Annotated in this window: 21 protein-coding genes; 19 read left to right on the forward strand and 2 right to left on the reverse strand. The window is 31.8% G+C overall.

Annotation, left to right across the window (positions count from 1 at the left end):
* The first annotated feature begins 76 nt into the window (after window positions 1–76).
* Window positions 77–805 (forward strand): pyruvate formate-lyase-activating protein, encoded by a 729-nt coding sequence (gene pflA, locus ACFQZW_RS08405; protein WP_386782332.1) that lies wholly within the window; start codon window positions 77–79, stop codon window positions 803–805.
* Between the two features lie 22 nt (window positions 806–827).
* Window positions 828–2,093, forward strand: a complete 1,266-nt coding sequence (locus tag ACFQZW_RS08410) for an L-lactate MFS transporter (RefSeq protein ID WP_386782335.1) — start codon at window positions 828–830, stop codon at window positions 2,091–2,093.
* A 72-nt stretch (window positions 2,094–2,165) separates the two neighbouring features.
* On the opposite strand, the gene purL is transcribed toward ACFQZW_RS08410, so the two are convergent.
* Window positions 2,166–5,828 carry a phosphoribosylformylglycinamidine synthase gene (gene purL / locus ACFQZW_RS08415; RefSeq protein WP_386782337.1) on the reverse strand — a complete coding sequence of 1,221 codons (3,663 nt, stop codon included), beginning with the start codon at window positions 5,826–5,828 and terminating at the stop codon, window positions 2,166–2,168.
* 198 nt (window positions 5,829–6,026) lie between these two features.
* On the opposite strand from purL, the gene cysQ reads away from it, so the two are divergent.
* The 13 genes from cysQ (at window position 6,027) to ACFQZW_RS08480 (ending at window position 18,346) form a co-directional block, all read left to right on the forward strand.
* A complete protein-coding gene (cysQ, locus tag ACFQZW_RS08420; RefSeq protein WP_386782339.1) occupies window positions 6,027–6,926 on the forward strand; it encodes a 3'(2'),5'-bisphosphate nucleotidase CysQ in 900 nt (299 codons plus the stop codon).
* Window position 6,927: 1 nt separating this feature from the next.
* The gene (gene cysC / locus ACFQZW_RS08425) at window positions 6,928–7,515 is read left to right on the forward strand and encodes an adenylyl-sulfate kinase (RefSeq protein WP_386782341.1); all 588 of its coding nucleotides are present in this window, start codon (window positions 6,928–6,930) and stop codon (window positions 7,513–7,515) included.
* Window positions 7,516–7,523: 8 nt separating this feature from the next.
* The gene (gene cysD / locus ACFQZW_RS08430; protein ID WP_386782343.1) at window positions 7,524–8,429 is read left to right on the forward strand and encodes a sulfate adenylyltransferase subunit CysD; all 906 of its coding nucleotides are present in this window, start codon (window positions 7,524–7,526) and stop codon (window positions 8,427–8,429) included.
* A 234-nt stretch (window positions 8,430–8,663) separates the two neighbouring features.
* Window positions 8,664–9,920, forward strand: a complete 1,257-nt coding sequence (locus ACFQZW_RS08435) for a sulfate adenylyltransferase subunit 1 (protein WP_386782345.1) — start codon at window positions 8,664–8,666, stop codon at window positions 9,918–9,920.
* 138 nt (window positions 9,921–10,058) lie between these two features.
* Window positions 10,059–10,346 (forward strand): GIY-YIG nuclease family protein, encoded by a 288-nt coding sequence (locus tag ACFQZW_RS08440; RefSeq protein WP_298262427.1) that lies wholly within the window; start codon window positions 10,059–10,061, stop codon window positions 10,344–10,346.
* 296 nt (window positions 10,347–10,642) lie between these two features.
* Window positions 10,643–11,488 carry an ABC transporter permease gene (locus ACFQZW_RS08445; RefSeq protein WP_298262428.1) on the forward strand — a complete coding sequence of 282 codons (846 nt, stop codon included), beginning with the start codon at window positions 10,643–10,645 and terminating at the stop codon, window positions 11,486–11,488.
* Between the two features lie 150 nt (window positions 11,489–11,638).
* Entirely contained in the window at window positions 11,639–12,874 is a 1,236-nt protein-coding gene (locus ACFQZW_RS08450; RefSeq protein WP_386782348.1) for an ABC transporter ATP-binding protein, read from the forward strand.
* Window positions 12,875–12,985: 111 nt separating this feature from the next.
* Entirely contained in the window at window positions 12,986–13,702 is a 717-nt protein-coding gene (locus ACFQZW_RS08455; protein WP_386782350.1) for a class I SAM-dependent methyltransferase, read from the forward strand.
* A 16-nt stretch (window positions 13,703–13,718) separates the two neighbouring features.
* Window positions 13,719–14,492, forward strand: coding sequence for a hypothetical protein (locus ACFQZW_RS08460; protein WP_386782352.1), 774 nt, complete (start codon window positions 13,719–13,721; stop codon window positions 14,490–14,492).
* A gap of 1 nt (window position 14,493) precedes the next feature.
* Window positions 14,494–15,624, forward strand: coding sequence for a glycosyltransferase (locus tag ACFQZW_RS08465; RefSeq protein WP_386782354.1), 1,131 nt, complete (start codon window positions 14,494–14,496; stop codon window positions 15,622–15,624).
* Entirely contained in the window at window positions 15,621–16,559 is a 939-nt protein-coding gene (locus ACFQZW_RS08470) for a glycosyltransferase family 2 protein (RefSeq protein WP_386782356.1), read from the forward strand. The genes ACFQZW_RS08465 and ACFQZW_RS08470 overlap by 4 nt, the downstream gene beginning before the upstream one ends.
* Window positions 16,550–17,239 (forward strand): NAD-dependent epimerase/dehydratase family protein, encoded by a 690-nt coding sequence (locus ACFQZW_RS08475; RefSeq protein WP_386782358.1) that lies wholly within the window; start codon window positions 16,550–16,552, stop codon window positions 17,237–17,239. The genes ACFQZW_RS08470 and ACFQZW_RS08475 overlap by 10 nt, the downstream gene beginning before the upstream one ends.
* Complete coding sequence (locus tag ACFQZW_RS08480) at window positions 17,240–18,346, forward strand: glycosyltransferase (protein WP_386782360.1); 1,107 nt, start codon at window positions 17,240–17,242, stop codon at window positions 18,344–18,346.
* Between the two features lie 587 nt (window positions 18,347–18,933).
* Here ACFQZW_RS08480 and ACFQZW_RS08485 read toward each other — a convergent pair.
* On the reverse strand, window positions 18,934–19,329 hold the full coding sequence (locus tag ACFQZW_RS08485; protein ID WP_372938264.1) for an HU family DNA-binding protein: 396 nt from the start codon (window positions 19,327–19,329) through the stop codon (window positions 18,934–18,936).
* Between the two features lie 551 nt (window positions 19,330–19,880).
* On the opposite strand from ACFQZW_RS08485, the gene ACFQZW_RS08490 reads away from it, so the two are divergent.
* From ACFQZW_RS08490 to ACFQZW_RS08505, 4 genes are read left to right on the forward strand one after another with little or no spacing between them, the layout of a single operon-like run.
* Complete coding sequence (locus ACFQZW_RS08490) at window positions 19,881–20,849, forward strand: glycosyltransferase family 2 protein (RefSeq protein WP_386782363.1); 969 nt, start codon at window positions 19,881–19,883, stop codon at window positions 20,847–20,849.
* Between the two features lie 3 nt (window positions 20,850–20,852).
* Window positions 20,853–22,019 (forward strand): glycosyltransferase family 4 protein, encoded by a 1,167-nt coding sequence (locus ACFQZW_RS08495; RefSeq protein ID WP_386782365.1) that lies wholly within the window; start codon window positions 20,853–20,855, stop codon window positions 22,017–22,019.
* Between the two features lie 57 nt (window positions 22,020–22,076).
* Window positions 22,077–22,832, forward strand: a complete 756-nt coding sequence (locus ACFQZW_RS08500) for a glycosyltransferase family 32 protein (protein ID WP_386782367.1) — start codon at window positions 22,077–22,079, stop codon at window positions 22,830–22,832.
* Window positions 22,829–24,055 carry a glycosyltransferase gene (locus ACFQZW_RS08505; protein WP_386782369.1) on the forward strand — a complete coding sequence of 409 codons (1,227 nt, stop codon included), beginning with the start codon at window positions 22,829–22,831 and terminating at the stop codon, window positions 24,053–24,055. Before ACFQZW_RS08500 ends, ACFQZW_RS08505 begins: the two co-directional genes overlap by 4 nt.
* Window positions 24,056–24,080 lie beyond the last annotated feature (25 nt).

Raw genomic sequence — 24,080 nt, forward strand, 5'->3', positions numbered from 1 at the left:
ATATTTCTATTGAAGGGCTATATATAGCCCTTCAATAGCCACAAAAAAGAAAATTATCAAAACAACAGCAAACATATTGAGAGTTCATTCTATAGAGTCTTTTGGTACTCATGACGGACCAGGAATACGGTTGGTAATTTTTTTGCAAGGGTGTAAACTGAAATGTTTGTATTGCCATAATCCTGATACCATTGAAACCTCAGGAGGTATGGAATATACCATTGAACAACTTGTTGAAATTGCTTTAAAAATGAAACCTTACTTTGGAAAAAAAGGAGGCGTAACGGTTTCAGGTGGAGAGCCTTTATTGCAAGCCAAAGAACTCATCCCATTTTTTAAACGATTAAAAGAAGAAGGTATTCATACCAATATTGACACCAATGGTAGAATATTAAATAGTTATGCCAAACAATTGTTAGATGATTATACAGATTTAGTCATGCTAGATATTAAGCATATGACTGAAGAAGGCTATGTAGCTTTAACAGGGAAGAGTTGTAAAGAAACCACTTTCAATTTTGCAGCTTATAGAGAAGCTTCAGGTAAACCAATGTGGTTGCGCTATGTGTTAATTCCTGAAATTACCCATAAGCCCGAATTATTGCATGCCATGGGAAAGTATTTTAAAAACTATACGACCATTGAGAAAATTGAATTACAACCTTATCATAAATTGGGAATTCATAAATGGGAAGCTTTAGGTTGGGAATATCAATTAAAAGATGCACGTGAAAATACTCCTGATGAATTACAAGCTGCGGTTGCCATTTTACAAAACTATTTTAAAGAAGTAAAAACAAATTAAAAGGAAATATCCTATCTAAATAATGAACACACAACACTTAAAAAACAGATGGCTCATAGCTGCTTCAGCAGTAGGAATACAAGTTTCCATCGGTTCTGTATATGCTTATTCGGTAATGACCAATCCCGTAAAAGATATTTTTGAAGTAGAAGGAAGCGCTATCAAATGGGCTTTTAAGCTAGCCATTTTAATGCTAGGCTTTTCTGCAGCCTTTTTAGGAAAATGGGTAGAAAAAGTGGGTCCCCAACGAAGTGGAACTACCGCAGGAATTTTATACGGAATTGGAATTGTGACTACTGGTATCGCCATTCATATAGGTTCTTTACCGCTATTTTATATAGGTTATGGAATTATTGGTGGTATTGGATTGGGCTTAGGTTATATTTCGCCTATAAGTACCTTGGTAAAATGGTTTCCTGATAAAAAAGGACTGGCTACAGGGATGGCAATTATGGGATTTGGATTTTCAGCATTAATTTTTGGGCCTTTCATGCAATACCTTTTTAATACAGTAGGTATTGCCAATGCTTTTTATGTATTGGGAAGTATTTTTATGGTATTAATTGTGGGATCTGCAAGGTATATGCAACAACCCCCTAAAGAGTATATTCCAGAAGGTTATTATCCTGAAAACAACACCTTAAAACAGCAAGATCTTGAAAATATAAGTGCCAAAGAAGCCATCAAAAAACCTAGATTTTACTATTTATGGTTGATGATGTTTATCAATATTGCCTGCGGAATTGCATTGATTTCTTCTGCAAGTCCTATTCTGCAAGAAAAATTAAACTATTCCCCTATGGAAGCCGCTGCTATGGTTGGATTTATAGGGATTTTTAACGGTTTAGGTCGACTTTTTTGGTCTAGTTTATCAGATTATTTAGGGCGTATTACCATTTATATCTTATTTTTTGCTTTTCAAATAGTGGCATTTTACCTGTTACCAGCGCTTGCGTATGAACTTTTATTTTTAGCTACCTTATTTACCATCATTTCAATGTATGGTGGTGGTTTTGCCATGTTACCAGCTTTTATTAGTGATTTATTTGGGACAAAAGAATTAGGAGCCATTCAAGGATTGATTTTAACAGCTTGGGGATTGGCAGGTGTTGTAGGACCTACTATTTATGATGTTGTAAAAGCAAAAACAGGTTCGTTAGATGCTACCTTATATGTATTTGCTAGCTTATTTATAGTGGCATTAATTGTGGCTATTGTCATGAAATTTTCTATCACAAAGGCACATAAAAATAAAACAAATTCTCTAAAATTAGCAACTGCTTCTTAGGTACAAAACCAACAAGCATAAAAAAACCTCTTTTAAATTTAAAAGAGGTTTTTTTATGGAATTGAATAGTGATTAGTTTTTAGTCAACCATTTTCTTGCATTCACAAAAGCTTCTAGCCAAGGAGAAACTTCATCTGTTCTTTCGCTTGGGTAATACGCCCAATTCCATTGGAAAATAGAACGTTCAATATGTGGCATCATTACCAAATGTCTTCCATCTTTACTGCTCATCATCGCTACATTATAATCAGATCCATTAGGGTTGGCAGGATATGTGTCATAGCCATATTTTGCAACAATATGGTAGTCATTTTCTTCCATTGGCAAATTAAATTTACCTTCTCCGTGAGAAATCCAAACTCCTAAAGTGCTTCCTGCTAAACTAGATAACATTACCGAGTTGTTTTCTTGAATGTTTACCGAGGTAAAATTACTTTCGTGTTTATGTGAATCGTTGTGAAGCATTTTACCATGCACCTTGTGTTCTGGATTGATAACTTCTAATTCCATAAATAATTGACAACCATTACAAATACCAACGGATAGCGTATCTTCACGTTTAAAGAAGTTATCTAAAGCTGTTTTGGCTTTTTCATTGTATAAAAATGCTCCAGCCCACCCTTTGGCAGAGCCTAGTACATCTGAGTTGGAGAAACCACCAACAGCACCGATAAATTGAATGTCCTCTAAAGTTTCTCTGCCACTAATTAAGTCGGTCATATGTACATCCTTTACATCAAAACCAGCCAAATACATGGCATGTGCCATTTCACGCTCACTATTACTTCCTTTTTCACGAATAATCGCCGCTTTTGGTCGTGGTTTTGTAGGGTCTATTACTGGAAGTTTTCCTGTAAAATGATTGGGTAATTTAAAAGTTAAAGGTTGTACCTTATAATTGTTAAAACGTTCTTTTGCCAAATCATTTGCAGTTTGCTTACGATCTAATAAATACGAAGTTTCATACCAAACATCACGCAATTCAGGAATATTAAATTCTATTACTTTTCCGTTGTTTGTAATTTTTACAGATTTGCTTCTAACCGCATTTCCTAATTCAAAAAATTCTACCTGGTTTTCAGTGAGTATGGAAGCAATATCTTCCGAATCACTTTGGAAAATGATACCGCTATTTTCGGCAAACAACGCTTTTACAGTATCAGCTTCACCTAAAGAAGAAATATCAATGTTTAAACCTATTTGCTCTTGTGCAAAACACAGCTCTAATAAGGTAGTAAGCATTCCACCAGCAGAAATATCGTGTCCGGCTAAAATTTTACCTTCTTTAATAAGTTGTTGTACGGTATTAAAAGCATTTTTAAATTTGGCTGCATCTTTTATGGTTGGCGTTTCTGTTCCAATTTTATTTTGAATTTGAGCAAAAGAAGAGCCCCCTAATTTAAAGCAATCGTTAGATAAGTTGATGTAATATACTTTATTTAAACCTCTTTTTTGAAGTACGGGTTCTACTACTTTAGAAATATCATTACAATGCGCAGCAGCTGAAATAACCACTGTTCCAGGAGAAATAACTTCTTCATTAGGATATTTTTGTTTCATAGAAAGAGAATCTTTTCCAGTAGGTACATTGATGCCTAATTCAATGGCAAATTCTGAAACCGCTTTTACTGCTTGGTACAAACGGGCATCTTCACCTTCATTTTTACAAGGCCACATCCAGTTTGCTGATAAAGAAACCGATGCTAAATTATCTTGTAACGGCGCCCAAATAATGTTAGTTAAGGCTTCTGCAATGGCATTTTTACTTCCAGCAGCAGGATCGATAAGAGCACTTACAGGTGCATGTCCAATAGAAGTAGCAATTCCTTCTTTTCCTTGATAATCCAATGCCATTACCCCCACATTATTTAATGGCAGTTGTAAAGGGCCTGCACATTGTTGTTTGGCTACTTTACCACCTACACAACGATCTACTTTATTGGTTAACCAATCTTTACAAGCAACCGCTTCTAACTGCAAAACTTGTTTGATATAGTTGGGAATGTTTTGTTCAGAATAGGGAACTTCCGCATAATTTCTTTTTAAGGAAGTATCTGTCATAATCGTTTTAGGAGAGCTTCCAAACATGTCGGTCAACGCTAAATCCATAGGTTTATCGCCTTTGGTTTTAGATTCAAACGTAAAACGTTGATTGTTGGTAACTTCACCTACTTCATAATAAGGAGAACGTTCTCTTTCCGCCACACGCTTTAAAGTTTCGGCATCATTTTTACCAATTACCAATCCCATGCGTTCTTGAGATTCATTTCCTATAATTTCTTTTGCAGATAGGGTAGGATCGCCAACAGGTAATTGATCTAAGTCAATCAATCCTCCGGTTTCTTCTACCAATTCAGACAAGCAGTTTAAATGACCTCCAGCGCCGTGATCGTGAATAGAAACAATAGGATTGATATCACTTTCTACCATTCCACGTATGGCATTGGCGGCTCTTTTTTGCATTTCAGGATTGGAACGTTGTACAGCATTTAATTCAATACCGCTTTCAAACTCTCCTGTATCAGCAGAAGACACTGCTGCACCTCCCATACCAATGCGATAATTTTCACCTCCTAGAATTATAATTTTATCACTTTCCTTAGGGGTATCTTTAATGGCTTGTTCTGCTTTTCCATAGCCAATACCACCCGCCTGCATAATCACTTTATCAAAGCCTAATTTACGTGCATCTTCTTCGTGTTCAAAGGTCAATACAGAACCCGTAATTAAAGGTTGTCCGAATTTATTTCCAAAATCAGAAGCTCCATTAGAGGCTTTGATTAAAATATCCATAGGAGTTTGGTACAACCACGCTCTTTCTTTCATCCCTTGTTCCCAAGGACGGTTTTCGTTTAAACGAGAATAAGAAGTCATATACACTGCGGTACCCGCCAAAGGTAACGAGCCTTTTCCACCTGCCAATCGATCTCTAATTTCTCCACCTGACCCTGTAGCAGCTCCATTAAAAGGTTCTACTGTAGTAGGGAAGTTGTGCGTTTCCGCTTTTAGTGAAATGACTGAATTGAACTCCTTTTTTTCATAAAAATCTGGTTTGTCAGCTGATTTTGGAGCAAATTGTTCTACGGTAGGTCCTTTTACAAATGCCACATTGTCTTTATATGCAGATACGATGCTATTAGGATTGGTTTCCGATGTTTTTTTAATCAGCTTAAATAAGGAGGTTGGCATTGCTTCGCCATCGATGATAAAAGTTCCGTTAAATATTTTATGACGACAGTGTTCAGAGTTTACTTGAGAAAATCCAAATACCTCAGAATCGGTTAGTTTTCTACCAATTCTCTTGCTCAATTCATTTAAATACTCAATTTCTTCTTCATTTAAAGCCAAACCTTCTTGAATGTTGTAGGCGGCAATGTCTTCAATTTCTAAAATTGGTGTTGGATCTATATCAATATCAAAAGTAGTTTGATTTAAGATTTGGTACTTTTGAAAAATCATAGGATCAAATTCCTCTTGTGCATTGGAAGCATTGAATTCTTCTATTCTTAGAATGCCTTCAATTCCCATGTTTTGTGTAATTTCAACAGCATTGGTACTCCAAGGCGTAATCATAGCGGCACGAGGACCAATAAAAAAAGCATCGATAGATGCCTCTGTTAGTTTTTCTTGGTTTCCAAAAAGCCAGTTTAATTTTAAAGTGTCTTCTTGCGAAAGTTCTTTTGACGTTTGCACAGCATAAATTTTGCTGTTTTTGTTTCCAAAGAAATGAATCATATATCGATTTTTTTAGAGAAATGTTAGAAAATGCAAATTTAATTAAATTATTAGAATTAACACTTTTATTTTTGAGTTTGCTTCGTTGCGCTCGGGTTTGCTTCACTGCGTTCGCAATGACGGGGTTTGCTTCGCTGCGCTCGCAATGACGGGGTTTGCTTCACTGCGTTCGCAATGACGCTCGCAATGACGTTCGCAATGACGTTCGCAATGACTGACGGAGTTCCTTTTATCTTCATGGAGAATGCCTTATATTTACCAAATCTAAAAAAAGACAAGAAACCTCAAAAAAAATCATCTTCAAAATATATGAAAGAACTCCTACAAATAGCTATCAAAGCAGCAATTGCAGCAGGTGCAGAAATTATGAATGTATATGCTGGAAAGATAGCTGTTACCTTAAAATCGGATAGTTCTCCTTTAACCATTGCTGATGAGCAAGCCAATACCATTATCAATAACTATTTAAAAACAACACCATTTCCTATTATCAGCGAAGAAAATAAACAAGTATCGTACGCTACAAGAAAACAATGGGAGCGTTGTTGGATGGTAGATCCTTTGGATGGTACCAAAGAATTTATTAAAAGAAATGGTGAGTTTACCGTAAATATTGCATTGATTGAACAGGGAAAACCCGTACTTGGAGTTATTTATGTGCCAGTGACTAAAACTTTATATTATGCCATTGTTTCAGATACTAAAGCCTATAAAATTGAGTTAAGTAAGCATCAGTTTACAAACCAACTGTTTCAAGATTGTATGGAAATCCACCCTCAAACTACTAATAATTCAATACTTACTATTGTGGGAAGTCGTTCTCATCACAGTAAAGAAACGTCAGATTTTATTCATAGCTTAAAAGCTCAGGGTAAAGAAATTAACCTTATTTCAAAAGGAAGTTCCTTAAAATTTTGTGAAGTTGCTGAGGGAAATGCCAACATATATCCTAGATTTGCACCCACCATGGAATGGGATACTGCAGCAGGACATGCAATTTGCAGTGCGGTGGGTTTAAAAGTAATGCAACAGCAGCAAGCTGAAGAATTGCACTATAATAAAAAAAACTTGTTGAATCCCTATTTTATAGTTCAATAAAATGATGAAACATATAAAAAAACAAGATTATACCATTAATAGGCAAGACAGAGCGCAAATAAATCAACACCGCTCTTGTTTAATTTGGTTTACCGGCTTATCGGGTTCAGGAAAATCTACCATAGCCAATTTATTAGAAAAAGAATTGTACCAACAACACATACATACCTATAGTTTAGATGGTGATAATTTACGCAGGGGGTTGAACAAAGATTTGACTTTTTCAAAAGAAGATCGTGAAGAAAATTTAAGACGAACCGCAGAAGTTGCCAAATTGTTTGTAGATGCTGGTGTGGTAGTTATTGCAGCGTTTATAAGCCCATATACTAAAATTAGAGAAGAAATTAAAAACATAGTTGGAAGCGAGCATTATATTGAAGTGTTTGTAAATACCCCTTTAGAGGTTTGTGAACAACGCGATGTAAAAGGTTTGTATAAAAAAGCACGTGCAGGTGAAATTAAAAATTTTACGGGGATTAGTGCACCTTTTGAAAACCCCACTCATCCAACAATAGAAATTAAAACGGTTGAAGAAAGTCCACAGAAGGCTGTTGCCAAAATTTTAGAAGTTTTAAAATCAAAATTATAAGTAAAACGATGTCTAAATACTATCAAAATTATATAGATGAACTAGAATCTGAAGCCATTTTTGTGTTGAGAGAAGTGTTTGCGGAGTTTCAAAACCCTGCAATTTTATTTTCAGGAGGCAAAGATTCTATTGTACTCACTCATTTGGCAAAAAAAGCTTTTTACCCAAGTAAAATTCCTTTTTCATTATTGCATATAGATACCGGACATAATTTTCCTGAAACAATTAAATTTAGAGATTATTTAGCCGCTAAATTAGATGTAAATTTAATTGTAGGAAGCGTTCAAGAAGCTATAAATGAAGGACGCGTAGTGGAAGAAAAAGGGCACCAAGCCACTCGAAATTTATTGCAAATTACCACTTTGTTAGATGCTATAGAAACGCATCAAATAGATGGTGCTATTGGTGGCGGTAGACGTGACGAAGAAAAAGCGAGAGCTAAAGAACGTTTTTTTTCACATAGAGATGATTTTGGGCAGTGGACTCCTAAAAATCAACGTCCGGAGTTGTGGAATTTATTCAATGCAAAAATGCATCTTGGAGAACATTTTAGAATATTTCCTATTAGCAATTGGACAGAAATGGATGTTTGGCATTATATTTTACGTGAAGGTATTGAAATTCCTTCGTTATATTTTGCTCATGAACGAGAGGTGGTATGGAGAAATAATAGCTGGATTCCAGTATCGGAATTTTTAATTCCCCTTGAAAATGAAAAAGTAGTTACCAAAAAAGTACGTTTTAGAACCTTAGGAGATATTACCATTAGTGGTGGTATTGAAAGCGAAGCGAATAATATAGCAAAAATTGTAAAAGAAGTTGCTGCCATGAGAGAAACAGAACGAGGAAATAGAGCCGATGACAAACGCTCTGAAACTGCGATGGAAGATCGTAAAAAGGAGGGGTATTTTTAGATTGTGTAAGGGGTTTGCTTCGCTGCGCTCGCAATGACTGACAGATTGCTTCGCTGCGCTCGCAATGACGTGGGGAACGTCTTTACGAGGAGTTGGAAATGACGAAGTAAACTGTTAGTGCCGAGTTAGAGATTGCTTCGCTGCGCTCGCAATGGCGGTTCGCAATGACTGGCAGATTGCTTCGCTGCGCTCGCAATGACGGTTCGCAATGACGTAAATAAAAAAAATAAAAACATGCAAATAGATAAAAATCAATTATTACGTTTTACCACTGCAGGAAGTGTAGATGATGGAAAAAGCACCTTAATAGGTCGCTTGTTATACGATTCTAAATCCATTTTTGAAGACCAATTAAGCAATGTAGCCGCCATTAGTAAAAAGAAAGGTTTTGAACATTTAGATTTGGCATTGTTTACCGATGGATTACGCGACGAACGTGAACAAGGCATAACCATTGATGTAGCGTATCGTTATTTTACTACACCTAAACGAAAATTTATCATTGCCGATACTCCTGGTCATATTCAATATACTCGTAATATGGTTACAGGTGCTTCTACCGCCAATGTAGCTATTGTGTTAATTGATGCTAGAAAAGGAGTGATTGAACAAACTAAAAGACATTCTTATATAGCTTCATTATTACAAATTTCTCATATTATTGTATGTGTTAATAAAATGGATTTGGTAAACTATAGCGAGGAAGTTTTTACCAATATTGTACAAGATTATGAAGAAATTTCATCTAAAATGATGATTAAAGATGTACGTTATATTCCAATTAGTGCATTAAAAGGAGATAATGTAGTTATACGTTCACAGCAGATGCCTTGGTATCAAAATGCGCCTTTGTTACATACCTTAGAAACCATTCATATCAGTAGTGATACCAATAAGGTAGATGCTCGTTTTCCAGTGCAAACTGTATTGCGTCCGCAAAGCAATGATTTTCCAGATTTTAGAGGGTATGCAGGCAAAATAGCTGGAGGTATTTTTAGAACAGGAGATCAAGTTACAGTTTATCCATCAGGCTTATCATCTACCATTAAAACCATCAATCAGTACGATGAATTGTTAGAAGAAGCTTTTGTAGATATGTCGGTGGTATTTACTTTGGAAGATGAAATTGATATTAGTAGAGGCGATATGTTGGTGAAATCGAATAATGTTCCTAAAGTAACACAAGACCTTACAGCGATGCTTTGTTGGTTGCATCATCAACCCGCCAAACCCAAAGCTAAATATATCATAAAACATACTACTAACGAACAAAAAGCTATTCTTAAAAACGTGTATTATAAAGTAGATATTGATACGCTAAAGCGCAATGAAGAAGCTAAAGAAATTGAGATGAATACCATTTGCAAAGTTCAACTAAGAACTACCTTACCGTTGATTATTGATAGTTATTCTAAAAACCGAACCACAGGAAGTTTTATTTTAATTGATGCGGCTACCAATGAAACTGTAGCTGCTGGGATGGTGGTGTAGTGACAGATTGCTTCGCTGCGCTCGGGTTTGCTTCGCTACGCTCGCAATGACAAGTTACAGATTGCTTCGCTGCGCTCGCAATGACTGGGGCAGATTGCTTCGCTTCGCTCGCAATGACTAAATTACTATCTTTAAACTATGAAAAAGGGCTATGTTTACTTAATCACCAATAAAAATAATACGGTAATTTATACAGGGGTTACTAGTAATTTACAAAAGCGCATACAACAACATAAAACAAAGTTTTATAAAGGTTTTACTGCAAGATATAATTGTAATAAATTGGTTTATTTTGAAGTGTTTGATGATATCAAACAAGCAATTTTAAGAGAAAAACAATTGAAGGCTGGGAGTCGTGCTAAAAAGGAACAGTTGATTGCTTTAAAAAATCCAAGTTGGGAGGATTTATTTGAGGGGGATTGGTAGTAAAGGTGTTACAGATTGCTTCGCTGCGTTCGCAATGACAAGTGACAGATTGCTTCGCTGCGCTCGCAATGACAAGTGACAGATTGCTTCACTGCGTTCGCAATGACGTTCGCAATGACGTTCGTAATGACAAAAAACTACTTCCATTTCCATTAAAAAGTCCTATATTTACCAACAAAATCAACCAAAATTCAAGCACGTCCTAAAAAGCTATTATTGAAACATTTGTTAAAAATTACAACAACAAAATAACTGTACATACGTTTCAAAAAGCAGGATAGGAGATTTATTTTTAAATGGCATTAGAAACCAAGATATATCAAAAGGAAAATAACACCAACATTGCAAAACTGTTAAAAGACAGTATTAAAGATATTTACAACTCTCGGTTTTTATCTAAACAGTTGGCAGTACGTGATATTAAAGCGCAATATCGCCAATCGTTTTTAGGCATTATTTGGGCGTTTATCACTCCTTTAACCACCGCTTTTGTTTGGATTTTTTTAAACCTTACAGGTACTATTCGCTTAACAGATACCGGAATTCCTTATCCAGTATATGCGTTTTCAGGTACTTTGTTATGGTCTATTATTAAAGAAGCGATAGATGCTCCTATGAGCAGTACTACAGCAGCCAAGGGGTTGTTATCCAAAATAAACTTTCCTAAAGAAGCCTTATTAGTATCTGGTATTTACAAATTATTGTTTAATAGTTTGGTAAAAATTATCATATTATTGGTATTTTTAGTGGTGTTTGGTGTGGGATTTCATAGCAGTTTGTTATTATTTCCTTTTGCATTTTTAGGTGCTATTTTATTTGGAACTACCATAGGCTTATTTATTACCCCTATAGGTATGTTGTATAACGATATTAAAAAAATAATCAGTTTGGGATTGGGCTTTTTAATGTATGCCACCCCAGTAGTATATGCCATTCCAAAAGAGGGATTGATGAAAACCTTAATGGAACTCAATCCGTTTACCCCCATTATTAGTACCACAAGAGCGTTTATAGTTGGACAAAGTCCGGAGTATTTAGCGTATTATGGGTGGGTATTGGCGGTTTGTATTCCTTTGTTGGTAGTGGGTTTGCTATTGTATAGAATTTCCATTCCTATACTGGTGGAGCGGATGAGTGCTTAAGGGGTCGTCCTTGCGAGGAGCCGCAGACGACGAAGCAAGCTTTTGCTGTGGAGTTACTGATTGACAGATTGCTTCGCTTCGCTCGGGTTTGCTTCACTGCGTTCGCAATGACGTTCGCAATGACGGCTCGCAATGACTAAAATAAAAAGTATGAAAGAAAACGAGGTATTGGTAAAAGTAGAACACCTGTCTAAAAAGTTTTGTAAAGACCTTAAAACCAGCTTATGGTATGGGGTAAAAGACTTGTATAGCAATGTGTTGGGCAATACGCAGCCTCGAAACCTACGTCCTAAAGAGTTTTGGGCGGTAAAAGATATTAATTTTGAGCTGCGCCGAGGCGAGTGTTTAGGACTGATAGGACATAATGGCGCTGGAAAAAGTACCTTATTAAAAATATTAAACGGACTCATTAACCCCGATGAAGGTAAAGTAACTATCAAAGGGCGCGTAGGGGCTTTAATAGAGCTAGGTGCTGGTTTTAACCCTATATTATCTGGAAGAGAAAATATTTACAATAATGGTGCTATTTTAGGCTTTACCCGTAAAGAAATAGATACCAAAGTAGCAGCCATTATAGACTTTGCAGAACTCCGTGAGTTTATTGATATGCCGGTACAAAATTACAGCTCCGGTATGAAAGTGCGTTTGGGCTTTGCGGTAGCCGCACAACTAGAACCGGATGTATTGTTGATTGATGAGGTATTGGCAGTAGGAGATTTAGGCTTTGTACTTAAATGCTTTAAAACTATTGACACCATTTTACCCAATACGGCTATTGTATTTGTAAGCCATAGTATGCCTATGGTATCGCGTATTTGTAGCCAAATTATCTTATTAGAAAATGGAACTACGCAATTCCAAGGGAAAGAGGTAGGGAAAGCTATCGATTTGTATTATAATAGGTTTATTCAAAATGAAACTAATGTAGTATTTACGGATGGTAGTATAATATTAGAAGATATAAGAATTTTAAATGTTGTAAAAAATAATTCAGAAATACCACAATTGGCTTGGGGAAATGATTTTGAAATTTATTTGAAATTTAAATTAAATGAAGTAAAGAATAATATAATATTTATTATTGTTATTTACGATAAGGAACAACGGGAAGTAGCATATATTAAGTATAACGAAGAGCAATTAACATACAATGAGTTTAATAAATGCATTGAATTTAAGGTTAAACACTATAGATTAGAGTTGTCTAAAGGGGTATATTCTGTTGATGTTTCTGTGAATAAGTTGGAAACAAAAGAACCATATTTAAGAGTTAAAGGTGCACTTAATTTTCAAATATTAAACAATTATGATATTTATCCTCCTTTTCTTTTATCATCAGAATTTATTGATTTGACAAATGAAAATGATAAGAGATATAATTTGTGAAACTTTGTCTTCTTCAAATAAAAAAATAGCATTAAATTATTATAAAAAGGATATAATGGAATTGGAAGTACTAATTAACAAAAATTTAAGTTCTTGGTATAATAAATAACTATGAAAGAATTAATTAACATTATAAATAATACAACAAATAGATTTCAATTTTGGAATGAGTTTTTAACATCTAAAGAATTAAGAGTCGTTGCTGAATTAGGAGTCTATAAAGGAGATTTTTCGAAGTATATATTAGAAAATGAAAATGCTATAGAAAAGTATTTTATGCTTGATCCTTGGAGAAATCTAGAAGACTGGAATAAACCTGCAAATACTAATAATTTAGAATTTGAAAAATTTTATCAAGAAACGATGCAAAAAACAAATTTCGCATCTGAAAAGAGAATAGTATTAAGAGGGAAAACAACTGAAGTTATTGATAAAATTGAAGACAAAAGCTTAGATTTTATGTATATTGATGGAGACCATACCCTTAAAGGAATTACAATAGATTTAAATACTTCTTGGAATAAAATAAAAAAAACTGGTTTTATTGGAGGTGATGATTTTTGTCCATCAATATGGCAGCATAACGAAAGTTTTGAACCTACTTTAATTTTCCCATATGCGATTTATTTTGCTGAGGCAATGAATGTTAAAATTTTTGCATTACCTTTTAATCAGTTTTTGATTGATAAAAGCCAAAAGGGGTTTGAATTTATAAATTTAAGCGGTAAGGATTATAATAAACATAATTTGTTAGAACAGTTAAAAGTAAATTTTAATCAACCAACAAAAAAATCGAAATATAATTTTATAACTAGATTTTTTAAATAATAAGTAATTCCAAATAATGAAAAATTTATTAATTCTTGGTTCAGGTAGAAGTGGTACAAGTATGCTAACAGGTTCTTTGGCAAATACTGGTTATAACTTAGGTGATAATTCAAATTATTTAGGGAAAAACAAAGCCAATCCAAAAGGTTTTTTTGAAGATTATGAAGTAAATACCATTAATGAAGATATTTTAAAAGCTACAATTCCAATTCAATTTTCTGAAAAAATAAGAAAGAATATATTTCCATCTTTTACTTTTTATCGGGCACGTTGGTTAGCAATTTTACCTACATTTTTAAAACCTAAATCGACAGCTAGCATAAATAAGCGCATAATTGATGTAATTAAAACCGAGCCATTTTGTTTTAAAGACCCAAGATTTAGCTATACTTTGCCTATATGGCAACATTTTTTTAATGATAATACTAAATTCATAGTTATTTTTAGAGAGCCATTTAAAACAGCCGTTAGTATTGATAGAGAATGTAAAGAAAGTGTAGCCCTAAATACTTTAAAAATGAATCCCAAAAGAGCCCTAAAGGTTTGGAACGCTATGTATAATTATATTTTAAAAATATATAATAAAAGTACTGAAAAAGATAAATGGTTATTTGTTCATTTTGACCAAATGTTTGATATAGAAAAAATAAGGGAAATTGAGCGTTTTATTGATGCAAAAATTGATGTATCATTTCCTGAGAAAACAATAAGCAGAACCAATAAAACCGATTTAAAAATATCACCCAAAACTGAGAAAATTTATAATCAACTTTTAAAATTGGCCTATTAATTTGAAAAAAATCCTATTCATATCGCACGATGCCTCAAGGACCGGGGCACCAATGCTTTTATTTAATTTATTAATTTGGTTAAAAAACACAAAAAATATAAATTATAATATAACAGTATTACTTGGTGATGGAGGTGAGTTACAACAAGATTTTTCAAATAATTTTAAAACGTTTTTGCTAAACAAAAAATATAATTTTATAAATAAACGCATAAATAATATAGCCAATAAAGTATATGCTAAATATTTAAAAAAGCGCATTTTTAATAAAAATTGGGATTTAATATTTTCAAATACCATTGTTAACGGCCATATTTTACAGCAGTTTACAAATAAGTCTATTCCAAAAATAGCTTATGTACATGAATTGGAAGATAGTATTAATCTATTTATAAAAAGAGGAAAAGCAGCCAAAACTTTAGAGCTTGCCAATTTATTTTTTTGTGGTTCGCAAATGGTTCAACAAACATTGACAGAAAAATTTAATATAGCTACCCAAAAAACTAAAGTGATGTATTCATTTATAAATTTCAAAAATGAATTGTATCAAAAAAAGGAAAATCTAAATATTGAGCTAAGAAAAGAATTAGATATACATCCAAATGCAACCGTTGTTGGTATGTTGGGCTCTTTAATTAATAGAAAAGGTCCCGATTTATTTTTTAAAACAGCTGCTAAATGCAGTGAGCAGTTGTTTCATTTTGTTTGGGTGGGAGCAAACAATAAGCAGGAATTGAATTCTAAATTAACTGAATTGAACATTAATAATAAAAATAGCAGTATCTTAGTTTCGAGTGCAAATTATCATCAATACTACAGTTTAATTGATGTATTGTTTTTATCATCTCGTGAAGACCCTTATCCATTGGTTATGGCAGAAGCAAGTGCTTATGGTATTCCAATTATTTGTTTTGACGGAGCAGGAGGAACTCAAGAATTTATTGATGATAAAATTGGGTTTATAGCGCCTTTTGAAGACATTGACTTTGTAAGTGAAAAACTTAAATATTTTTCAGAAGGAAATAATTCAAAAAAAAATGCAAAATACATTCAACAAAAGTCATTGCAGTGGCACGATATTGAAAAAAGTGCTAGAATAATTGTTAATGAAATAGCAAAATTAACCTCATGACTCCAGCTGTAAGTATCATAGTACCCAATTACAACCATGCCCCGTTTTTACAACAGCGTTTGGAAAGTATTTTTAATCAAACTTTTCAAAATTTCGAGGTAATTTTATTGGATGACTGTAGTACTGATGGTAGTGTAACTATATTAAAGAATTATAGTAAACATCCAAAGGTTTCATACTTTAGCATTAATGCCAAAAACTCTGGAAGTACTTTTAAACAATGGAAAAAGGGGATAGCTTTGGCAAAAGGAACGTATATTTGGATAGCTGAAAGCGACGACTATTGTGAACCTACTTTTTTAGAAACCCTGTTACAATTTTTTAATGAAGATACTACGCTAGGCTTGGTTTATTGTCAATCAGTAGATGTTAATGAAAAAGGAAAAATGGTGTACCATAGAATAAATTATACCCAACAATTTAAACCTAACATTTGGAATGCCAATTTTACGATGGTAGGGAAGCAATTTTTACAAAACTATTTAATTGTAAAAAATGTAATACCCAATGCAAGCGCTGTTTTGTTTAAAAATGAGTTTATTAATAAGGCTGTATTTTCTAAAGATTTAATAGCTATGAAACTTTGTGGAGATTGGTTGTTTTGGAGTAAAATAGCTTTGAAAACTTCTGTTGGTTTTGTAGCTAAAGAATTGAATTTTTTTAGAAACCATCCTACTATAAGTAGAAATCATACCACCCTTAAAACACAACAACTTAGGTTAGAAGAAGAAGCGAGGCTTAGAAATATTTTGAGTAAATCAGCCATTTATAATGCAAATAGTACCCAGCAATTATATACAAAATGGTTTCAATATTTTACCTTAAAGAAATTATTTAATTCCAAACTATACAAAGTGAAAAATATGAATACCTCTTGGCTACAGTATATTTGGTTTTTTATAAAATATCAATTAATAAAAAAAGGATGGTTGTAGGGAATGGTTTGCTAGCACAAGCGTTTAGTGCATATAAAGATAGAAGAGATGTAATTATTTTTGCATCAGGAGTGTCCAATTCTTCTGAAACAAAGTCTGTAGAATTTGCTAGAGAAAAAAAACTACTTCAAAAAACAATAGATCAAAATCCTAAAAGTACTTTAGTTTATTTTAGTACTACAAGTATTACCGACAGTGCTGTTAATAACAGTGCATATGTACACCATAAATTAGCGATGGAAGCATTTATTAAAAGTGCTACTTCTAAATATATAATTTTTAGAATTAGTAACGTGGTAGGTGCTTTGGGTAACAACAATACCATACTTAATTATTTGGTAGATGGCGTAAAAACTGGAAAACAACTAGCTGTTTGGAAATATGCCGAACGAAATTTAATTGATATTGAGGATGTAGTTTTTATAATAAGTAACCTGTTAGAGCAGCCTATGGAAAATAACACTATCAATATTGCAAGCAGTAAGGCATTACCAGTTGTAGCCATTGTAAAAGAAATTGAAGTATATTTACAAAAAAAAGCGATATTAGTATTTGTTGAGAAAGGAGCTCCAATTAACATAAACACAAGTTGTATTCAGCACTATATAAATACTATAGCACAAAATAAAGGAGAAGGGATTCATTATTTAAATTACTTATTGCATAAATACTATTCATAAATGAAAATAGCTATAGCATCCCCTTTAAAAACAGAACAAGCAGAAACTTTTATTCAAAATCATATCAATAACTTACCTTTTGATAAAGTGGTGATTTATGGAGGTGTTTTTCCGTATTTAACAGATAAGCATCAACCAACTATTTGGGATAGAAGATTTTTTAGGCTGCGTAATATTTTTAAAAAAATTACCAATGTTAAATGGGATCATTTCAATGAATATTATTTGGCAAAAATCATAAAAAAAGAAAAGGTTGAAGTTATATTTACCGAATATTTAATTACAGGTGCTGAAATTTTAAAGGTTGGTAAATTATTAAATATTCCAATAGTACCCATTGCTTTAGGATATGACATCTCAACATATGCAATCATAAAACAATATACCAACAAGTATAAAGCTCTTTTTAACTATTCTAAAAATATTATTATAGTATCAAAGCATATGAAAGAAAATCTATTAACGTTGGGGTGTAAACCTAATAAAATAGTATATTCTCCAGCCGCTCCAGACCTTAAATTTTTTAAAAATCAACCAAGTTTTCAATCAAATCAAGTATTGGCGGTTGGTAGGTTTGTAGATAAAAAAGCACCTCATTTAACCATTTTGGCATTTCAAAAAGTACTTAAAAAAGTACCTCAAGCACAATTAGTATTTGCAGGTGATGGTTATTTATTAAATACTTGTAAAGACTTGGTGAAAACCCTGACATTAGAAAATTCGGTGAAATTTATAGGTAAAATTACACCTCAACAACATATAGATTTATTAAAAGCATCTCAACTATTTGTTCAACATTCCAAAATAGCTGATAATGGTGATAGTGAAGGAACTCCAGTTGCTATTTTAGAAGCATCAGCTTCAGGTTTACCAATAGTTTCAACGTTACATGCAGGCATACCAGATGTTGTAATTCAAAATAAAACAGGTTTTTTGGTGCCTGAATATGATATAGAGCAGATGGCTGAACACATTATTTATTTGCTGAAAAACAAACAAGTAGCTAAAGAAATGGGAGCACAGGGAAGAGCATTTATCAAAGAAAATTTCACTTTAGAAAAACATATAGCTACTATAACACAGTGTATAAATGAAGCAAAAAAATAATAAAGTAAACTGTTGAGCTTGCTTTGCTGCGTTTGCAATGACTAGTTAGAGATTGCGTCGCTACGCTCGCAATGACGGTTCGCAATGACAAGTTAGAGCTTGCTTCACTGCGTTTGCAATGACTGGGGGCAGCTTGCGTCGCTACGCTCGCAATGACGAGTGGAACGTATTTACGAGGAGTTGTAAACGACGAAGTAAACTGTTGAGTTTGCTTCACTGCGTTCGCAATGACTAGATAGAGATTGCGTCGCTACGCTCGCAATGACTGACAGCTTGCTTCGCTGTGCTCGCAATGACAGGACGTATGGAATGTTATTAGGTATGTTAGACTTTCTATGTTTTTATAACATTGTTATACTTATAAATGATACATAAAATCCAAAAGTTATAAACGTTAAAAAAAATAAAAATGCTATATAATAAGGCTTGTAGCTAATTTTTTACAAACATTTTTTGTGGTACTTCACTAATTTTAAGGTATAATTTTCTTTCAATTTTAAAATTTATACAGTACTTTTGAGTAAAATTATTAAATAAAAAAACTCTGAGTGTACACTCAGAGTTTTGAAACAAACGAAGCTCAAAATCTATGCGGATTGATTTTGGGCTTTTTTGTATTCCAAGTGCTTCAGCATTTTACGAAGCCCTGGACCTGGTCTAAAATTAATTTTAGCTTTTTTAATAGCAAAGCTATCTACTTCTTCTTCGGTATCTCTACCTTCAGATTGGATGCCTATTTTATAGGTACCTAGTTCGCCTAAACGTACATTTCTGCCACGTTCTAATTCGCGAATTACAAAGGTTTCTAACCCCATTAAAACTGCATAGCAATCTGTTTTACTCATGGATGAATTAAAAGCAACTAATTCAGCCAATTCATTTAAATCTGTTATGCTAGCATCAGTAACTCTAGCATAAAACCTTCTTGGAGCAGTGATGTCTTGCGGATTCACCACTTGCACCGCTTTGAATTTAATACTCATTGGTATAAAATTTTAAAAATTATTAAATAACACATACACTTTGTATGATACTACAAATTTAAATGGTTCTGAAATCAAAAAGTTCTTTTATTTGAATTAGTTATTGACATTTTTTTGTTGAAAAGTTTACTAATGAGCTATTTAACCTTTTTTTATGGGGAATTAGTACACAAATTATAGTGAATATCTAAATGTGAAAAATGAGTTTTTTTATAAACTAACGGTTTATTATAAAGAAATTTTTATTACAAAGTTAATAGTGTTTATATGAGGTATTTAAAAAACATGCGCATACTTTGTGAAAATGATGCGCATCTACAACCACAAATATGCGCATGAAAAAATAAATTGATGCGCAGGTATTTATTAAAACATGCGCATACTTTTTTAAGTTTAAAGAACGTATTTATTAAGTAGCACTTAGTCAGTTATTTATGATTAGTGTTTGTAAAAAAAATAAGAATTAAAAGTTAAGACTTACTATTATATTTTAGAGCATATATTTTATACCCTACATATTAATTGCTATTTTTACAACAGAATTGTTATTTATGAGCCAACCCTTAGTTTCTATTATTATCCCAACCTATAACAGAGCCCATTTGATAGGGGAAACTTTAGATAGTGTATTGGCACAAACCTATACGAATTGGGAATGTATTGTAGTTGATGATGGCAGTAGTGATCACACCACGAAAGTAGTAGCTACCTATTGCAAAAATGATATTCGTTTTCAATACCATCAAAGACCTTTAGATAGGCCTAAAGGAGCCAATGCTTGCAGAAATTATGGATTTGAGTTGAGTAAAGGGGAATATATCAATTGGTTTGATGATGATGATATAATGTTAGATAATTTTCTAGGTTCTAAAGTAGCTGCATTTAAATATGATATAAAATTAGTTATTTGCTCTGGGCATCATGTTGATGAAAATTTAGAAAATTGGAAAAGGATAGACCTTATAGAAAATACTAATTTATTTAAAGATTATGTTTTATGGAAACAGCATATTTTAACACCTTCAGTTTTATTTAAAAAAAGTTTTTTAGAAGATAAAGAATTATTTTTAATTAAAATAAAAAGGGGGCAAGAAACAGAATTGTTTTCGAGACTTTTTTATAAACTATCGAACAATTCTTATTTAATTATTAATAAACCTTTATTCTTATATAGGCAACATACAGAAACTAAAACTTCAAAAAGTATAAATTACATAGGTAAATACAAAAAATCTGAGATTTATATAAATCTTAAAAATTTATCAAGAAGTTTTAAATTAAAAGATAAAGAATTGATATATAATAATTATAAGAATTTAATTAACCTTCATTTTAGGTGTATCGAAAATAATGATTTAAAAAATTCAATTTATATTTTACATGGTTTGAATAAAATACTTTATAAAAAAAATTGGAACTTAAATTTTAAATTAATTTTTTTAGGGGGCTTTTTAATATTATTGCAGAGAAGTAGTTATAAAATGGAAAAATACTTAAAAAATCATCAACTTAAATTTTAATAAATGTATAGAATAGGTATACAATATAATTATTATCCTGAACAAAGAAATATTATTGATATTATTAAAAATGGTAAATATTTAAAAATTGAAAAAGAAAACAAATTAACTTCAAAGGTTTTAAGAAAAATAAAAAAGATATTAAGAATAAAAAAAAGCATTACTGTAAAAGATATTTATTCTTTAAATATTGGTTATACTAATGAAGTTGATTTTTTTCATTTTTTTAATTCTATTTTATATGGTAAAAATAATTGGGGGGTTACATTTGAAACTTTAGTCCCTTTTCATGAGGAAGATATTATAAATGATTTTTTGAGAGATAAGCAAGTTCTTTTTAAAAGTAAATCGGCAGTAAAAAAGCTTGCTAAACCAAATTGTAAGTTTATAATTGCCTTATCTGAATGCAGTTTTAAAATTCAAAGTGAATATTTAAATTATTTTCCATCATTAAAAAATGATATTTTAAATAAAATGCATGTAATGCATCCTCCTCAAGAATTATTAATGTATAATTATAAAAAACCAAATTTTAATGAAGGTATAAATTTTATGTTTGTAGGGAATGAAATTCTACGAAAAGGAGGAATTGAAATTTTACGTGTTTTTAATGCTATTAAAAATGATTATAAGAACTTCACTCTAACTTTGATTGGTGATTTTGAAAAGTCAAAAGGTAGGTATTTTCTTGTTGACGAAGAATTAAACGAATTACAATCAATAATCAATAATAATGAAGATAGGATATTTTTTTTAAAATCCTTACCCAATGATGAGGTGTTAAAAATGATGACTTATGAAACTCATGTTGGCTTGCTTCCAACACATGCAGACACTTATGGCTATAGTGTTTTAGAATTTCAATCAGCAGGATGTCCAGTTATTACCACAAATATAAGAGCATTGCCTGAAATAAATGATGAAGATTGTGGTTGGTTAATAGATATTCCTAAAAGTGATTTAGGTGAACCATTCTCAAATGAAATTGAGGAATTAATTCATATACAAGAAATAATAGAAAATCAACTTAAAAAAATTATGATTGAGATTCTTGAAAACCCTGAAATCATTAAAACTAAGGGGGTAAATTCTATTAAAAGAATTAAAGAGAAGCATTGTATGCATAAATACTCTGAAAATTTAGCTAATATCTATAATAATTTTATTTGATATAAGTATTTTAAACTAGTGGTTATTATAAATATAAAATAATTGATTAAAAAAAATATGATTCCCAAAAAACTACATTACTGCTGGTTTGGTAGCCAACCAAAACCTACTCTTTTTAAACAATGTTTAAAAAGTTGGAAACAGTATTGTCCTAATTTTGAAATTATAGAATGGAATGAACTAAATAGTAAAGCTTATCAAAACAAATTTTATAAAGATGCCATTCGAAAAAAAAAATATGCTTTTGCAGCGGATAGTGTTCGGACTAAAATTTTATATGAATTAGGTGGAATTTATATTGATACAGATATGTTACTTTTAAAACCGTTAGATGATTTGTTGGAGTATAATTTTTTTACTGGTTTAGAGGTAGCAAACAGACCTGCATTTGGATTGTTTGGAGCTATTTCTAAACACCCTATTTTAAAAAAAATGAATCAATTTTATGATTGTAATGAATTTAATGAGTTTTCATTACCCGTTATTACTCATACATTTAAAAATTTGGTGACTAAAAAAAGTTTAAAAGAAAAGGATATTATTTTTGATACAGTGTATTTTTATGCATTGCCCTACCAGCATAAAGATAAGAGTTTTAAAAGTTATTGTACTTCTAAAAGTTATGCGGTTCATTTATGGAATCATAGTTGGAATGAGGAAGAGAAAAGTACAACTTCAATAAGTTATTATTTAGTGAATTTAAAAAAAGTATGGATTGATTATTTGTTTTATGGGTACTCAAAAGCATATTTAATGCGTTATACAAGAGGGTTTTTAAGAAAAATTTATTATGTGTTAAAAGGCATAAAATGAAAATTGTTCATATTACATATAGTGCTACAGGTGGAGCAGGAATAGCAGCGTATAGATTGCATAAATCGTTGATAAATAATGAGATTAAATCTTCCTTTATATCAATTAATTTAACTACAGATTTTTCGGGACAACAAATAGAAGACCCTTTTTTGAAGTATAAAAAGCCATCTATAGTAAATCGTTTATTTAATAAGTTAAAAAGGGTATTACTTTTAACAAAGAAACAAAGGGTTGTTAGAAGTTTTACAAAAATAAAACCTCAATTAAATTTTGAAATAGTCTCTTTACCATTTAGTAATTATAAATTACATAAGCACCCATTAGTTAAAGAAGCCGATATTATAAATTTACATTGGGTTTCTGGTATCATAGATTATCCTACTTTTTTTAAAAAGTGTAAGAAACCTATAGTTTGGACTTTGCATGATATGAATCCTATTCAAGGGTTATTTCATTATAAAAATGATAAAGTTGAAAACTTTAACATAAGTAATAAATTAGATTTAGAATTAGAAAAAATAAAGAAAGAAGCCATAAAAAATATAGAGAAAGGAGTAATTGTAACACCTTCTAAGTGGTTGTTTAATGAAGTTGTTACGTCTATATTTTTTAAAAATTTTAAATTTAAACAAATAGCAAATAGCATTCCACATCATATTTTTAAACCTCAAAATAAAAATATATTTAGAAAAAAGTATCAACTACCTATAGATAAATTTGTACTATTATTTGCTACAGATTCTTTAAATAATAAAAGAAAGGGCTTAGATATTTTGATTGAATCATTAAAATATTTAGAAGATTTGCCTATTGTTATTGTAAGTGTTGGAAAGGGGAAACTTGAATTAAAAACAACCTTAAAATCAATAAATGTGGGTTCCATTACTACTGAAGTTCAAATGGCAGAAATGTATGCACTATCTGATGTGTTTGTTTTACCTAGTAGAGAGGATAATTTACCAAATGTAATGTTAGAATCATTTAGTTGTGGGAAACCAGTTGTTGGGTTTAATGTTGGAGGTATTTCAGAACACATACATAATTTTGAAACAGGAATTATTGCGGAGCACATAAATGCAAAGTCTTTAGCTAAGGCATTACGTAAATATTATAATTCAAAAGAAAAGTTTAATGAAGTTAAAATTAGAAATTATTTTTTAAAAAAATTTAATGAAAGCTTGCAAGCTGAAAAATATATAAAACTTTATAAAAGTTTATGAGAGTAATATATATGAAATGTTTAAA

It is taken from the genome of Lutibacter aestuarii, assembly GCF_042676885.1.
GTDB classification, from domain to species: Bacteria; Bacteroidota; Bacteroidia; order Flavobacteriales; family Flavobacteriaceae; genus Lutibacter; species Lutibacter aestuarii.

Bases quoted from the DNA above. Each gene is read 5' to 3' on its own strand.
- ACFQZW_RS08410 (WP_386782335.1), top strand. From the start codon at position 828: ATGAACACACAACACTTAAAAAACAGATGGCTCATAGCTGCTTCAGCA.
- purL (WP_386782337.1), bottom strand. From the start codon at position 5,828: ATGATTCATTTCTTTGGAAACAAAAACAGCAAAATTTATGCTGTGCAA.
- cysQ (WP_386782339.1), top strand. From the start codon at position 6,027: ATGACGTTCGCAATGACTGACGGAGTTCCTTTTATCTTCATGGAGAAT.
- cysC (WP_386782341.1), top strand. From the start codon at position 6,928: ATGATGAAACATATAAAAAAACAAGATTATACCATTAATAGGCAAGAC.
- cysD (WP_386782343.1), top strand. From the start codon at position 7,524: ATGTCTAAATACTATCAAAATTATATAGATGAACTAGAATCTGAAGCC.
- ACFQZW_RS08435 (WP_386782345.1), top strand. From the start codon at position 8,664: ATGCAAATAGATAAAAATCAATTATTACGTTTTACCACTGCAGGAAGT.
- ACFQZW_RS08440 (WP_298262427.1), top strand. From the start codon at position 10,059: ATGAAAAAGGGCTATGTTTACTTAATCACCAATAAAAATAATACGGTA.
- ACFQZW_RS08445 (WP_298262428.1), top strand. From the start codon at position 10,643: ATGGCATTAGAAACCAAGATATATCAAAAGGAAAATAACACCAACATT.
- ACFQZW_RS08450 (WP_386782348.1), top strand. From the start codon at position 11,639: ATGAAAGAAAACGAGGTATTGGTAAAAGTAGAACACCTGTCTAAAAAG.
- ACFQZW_RS08455 (WP_386782350.1), top strand. From the start codon at position 12,986: ATGAAAGAATTAATTAACATTATAAATAATACAACAAATAGATTTCAA.
- ACFQZW_RS08460 (WP_386782352.1), top strand. From the start codon at position 13,719: ATGAAAAATTTATTAATTCTTGGTTCAGGTAGAAGTGGTACAAGTATG.
- ACFQZW_RS08470 (WP_386782356.1), top strand. From the start codon at position 15,621: ATGACTCCAGCTGTAAGTATCATAGTACCCAATTACAACCATGCCCCG.
- ACFQZW_RS08475 (WP_386782358.1), top strand. From the start codon at position 16,550: ATGGTTGTAGGGAATGGTTTGCTAGCACAAGCGTTTAGTGCATATAAA.
- ACFQZW_RS08480 (WP_386782360.1), top strand. From the start codon at position 17,240: ATGAAAATAGCTATAGCATCCCCTTTAAAAACAGAACAAGCAGAAACT.
- ACFQZW_RS08485 (WP_372938264.1), bottom strand. From the start codon at position 19,329: ATGAGTATTAAATTCAAAGCGGTGCAAGTGGTGAATCCGCAAGACATC.
- ACFQZW_RS08490 (WP_386782363.1), top strand. From the start codon at position 19,881: ATGAGCCAACCCTTAGTTTCTATTATTATCCCAACCTATAACAGAGCC.
- ACFQZW_RS08495 (WP_386782365.1), top strand. From the start codon at position 20,853: ATGTATAGAATAGGTATACAATATAATTATTATCCTGAACAAAGAAAT.
- ACFQZW_RS08500 (WP_386782367.1), top strand. From the start codon at position 22,077: ATGATTCCCAAAAAACTACATTACTGCTGGTTTGGTAGCCAACCAAAA.
- ACFQZW_RS08505 (WP_386782369.1), top strand. From the start codon at position 22,829: ATGAAAATTGTTCATATTACATATAGTGCTACAGGTGGAGCAGGAATA.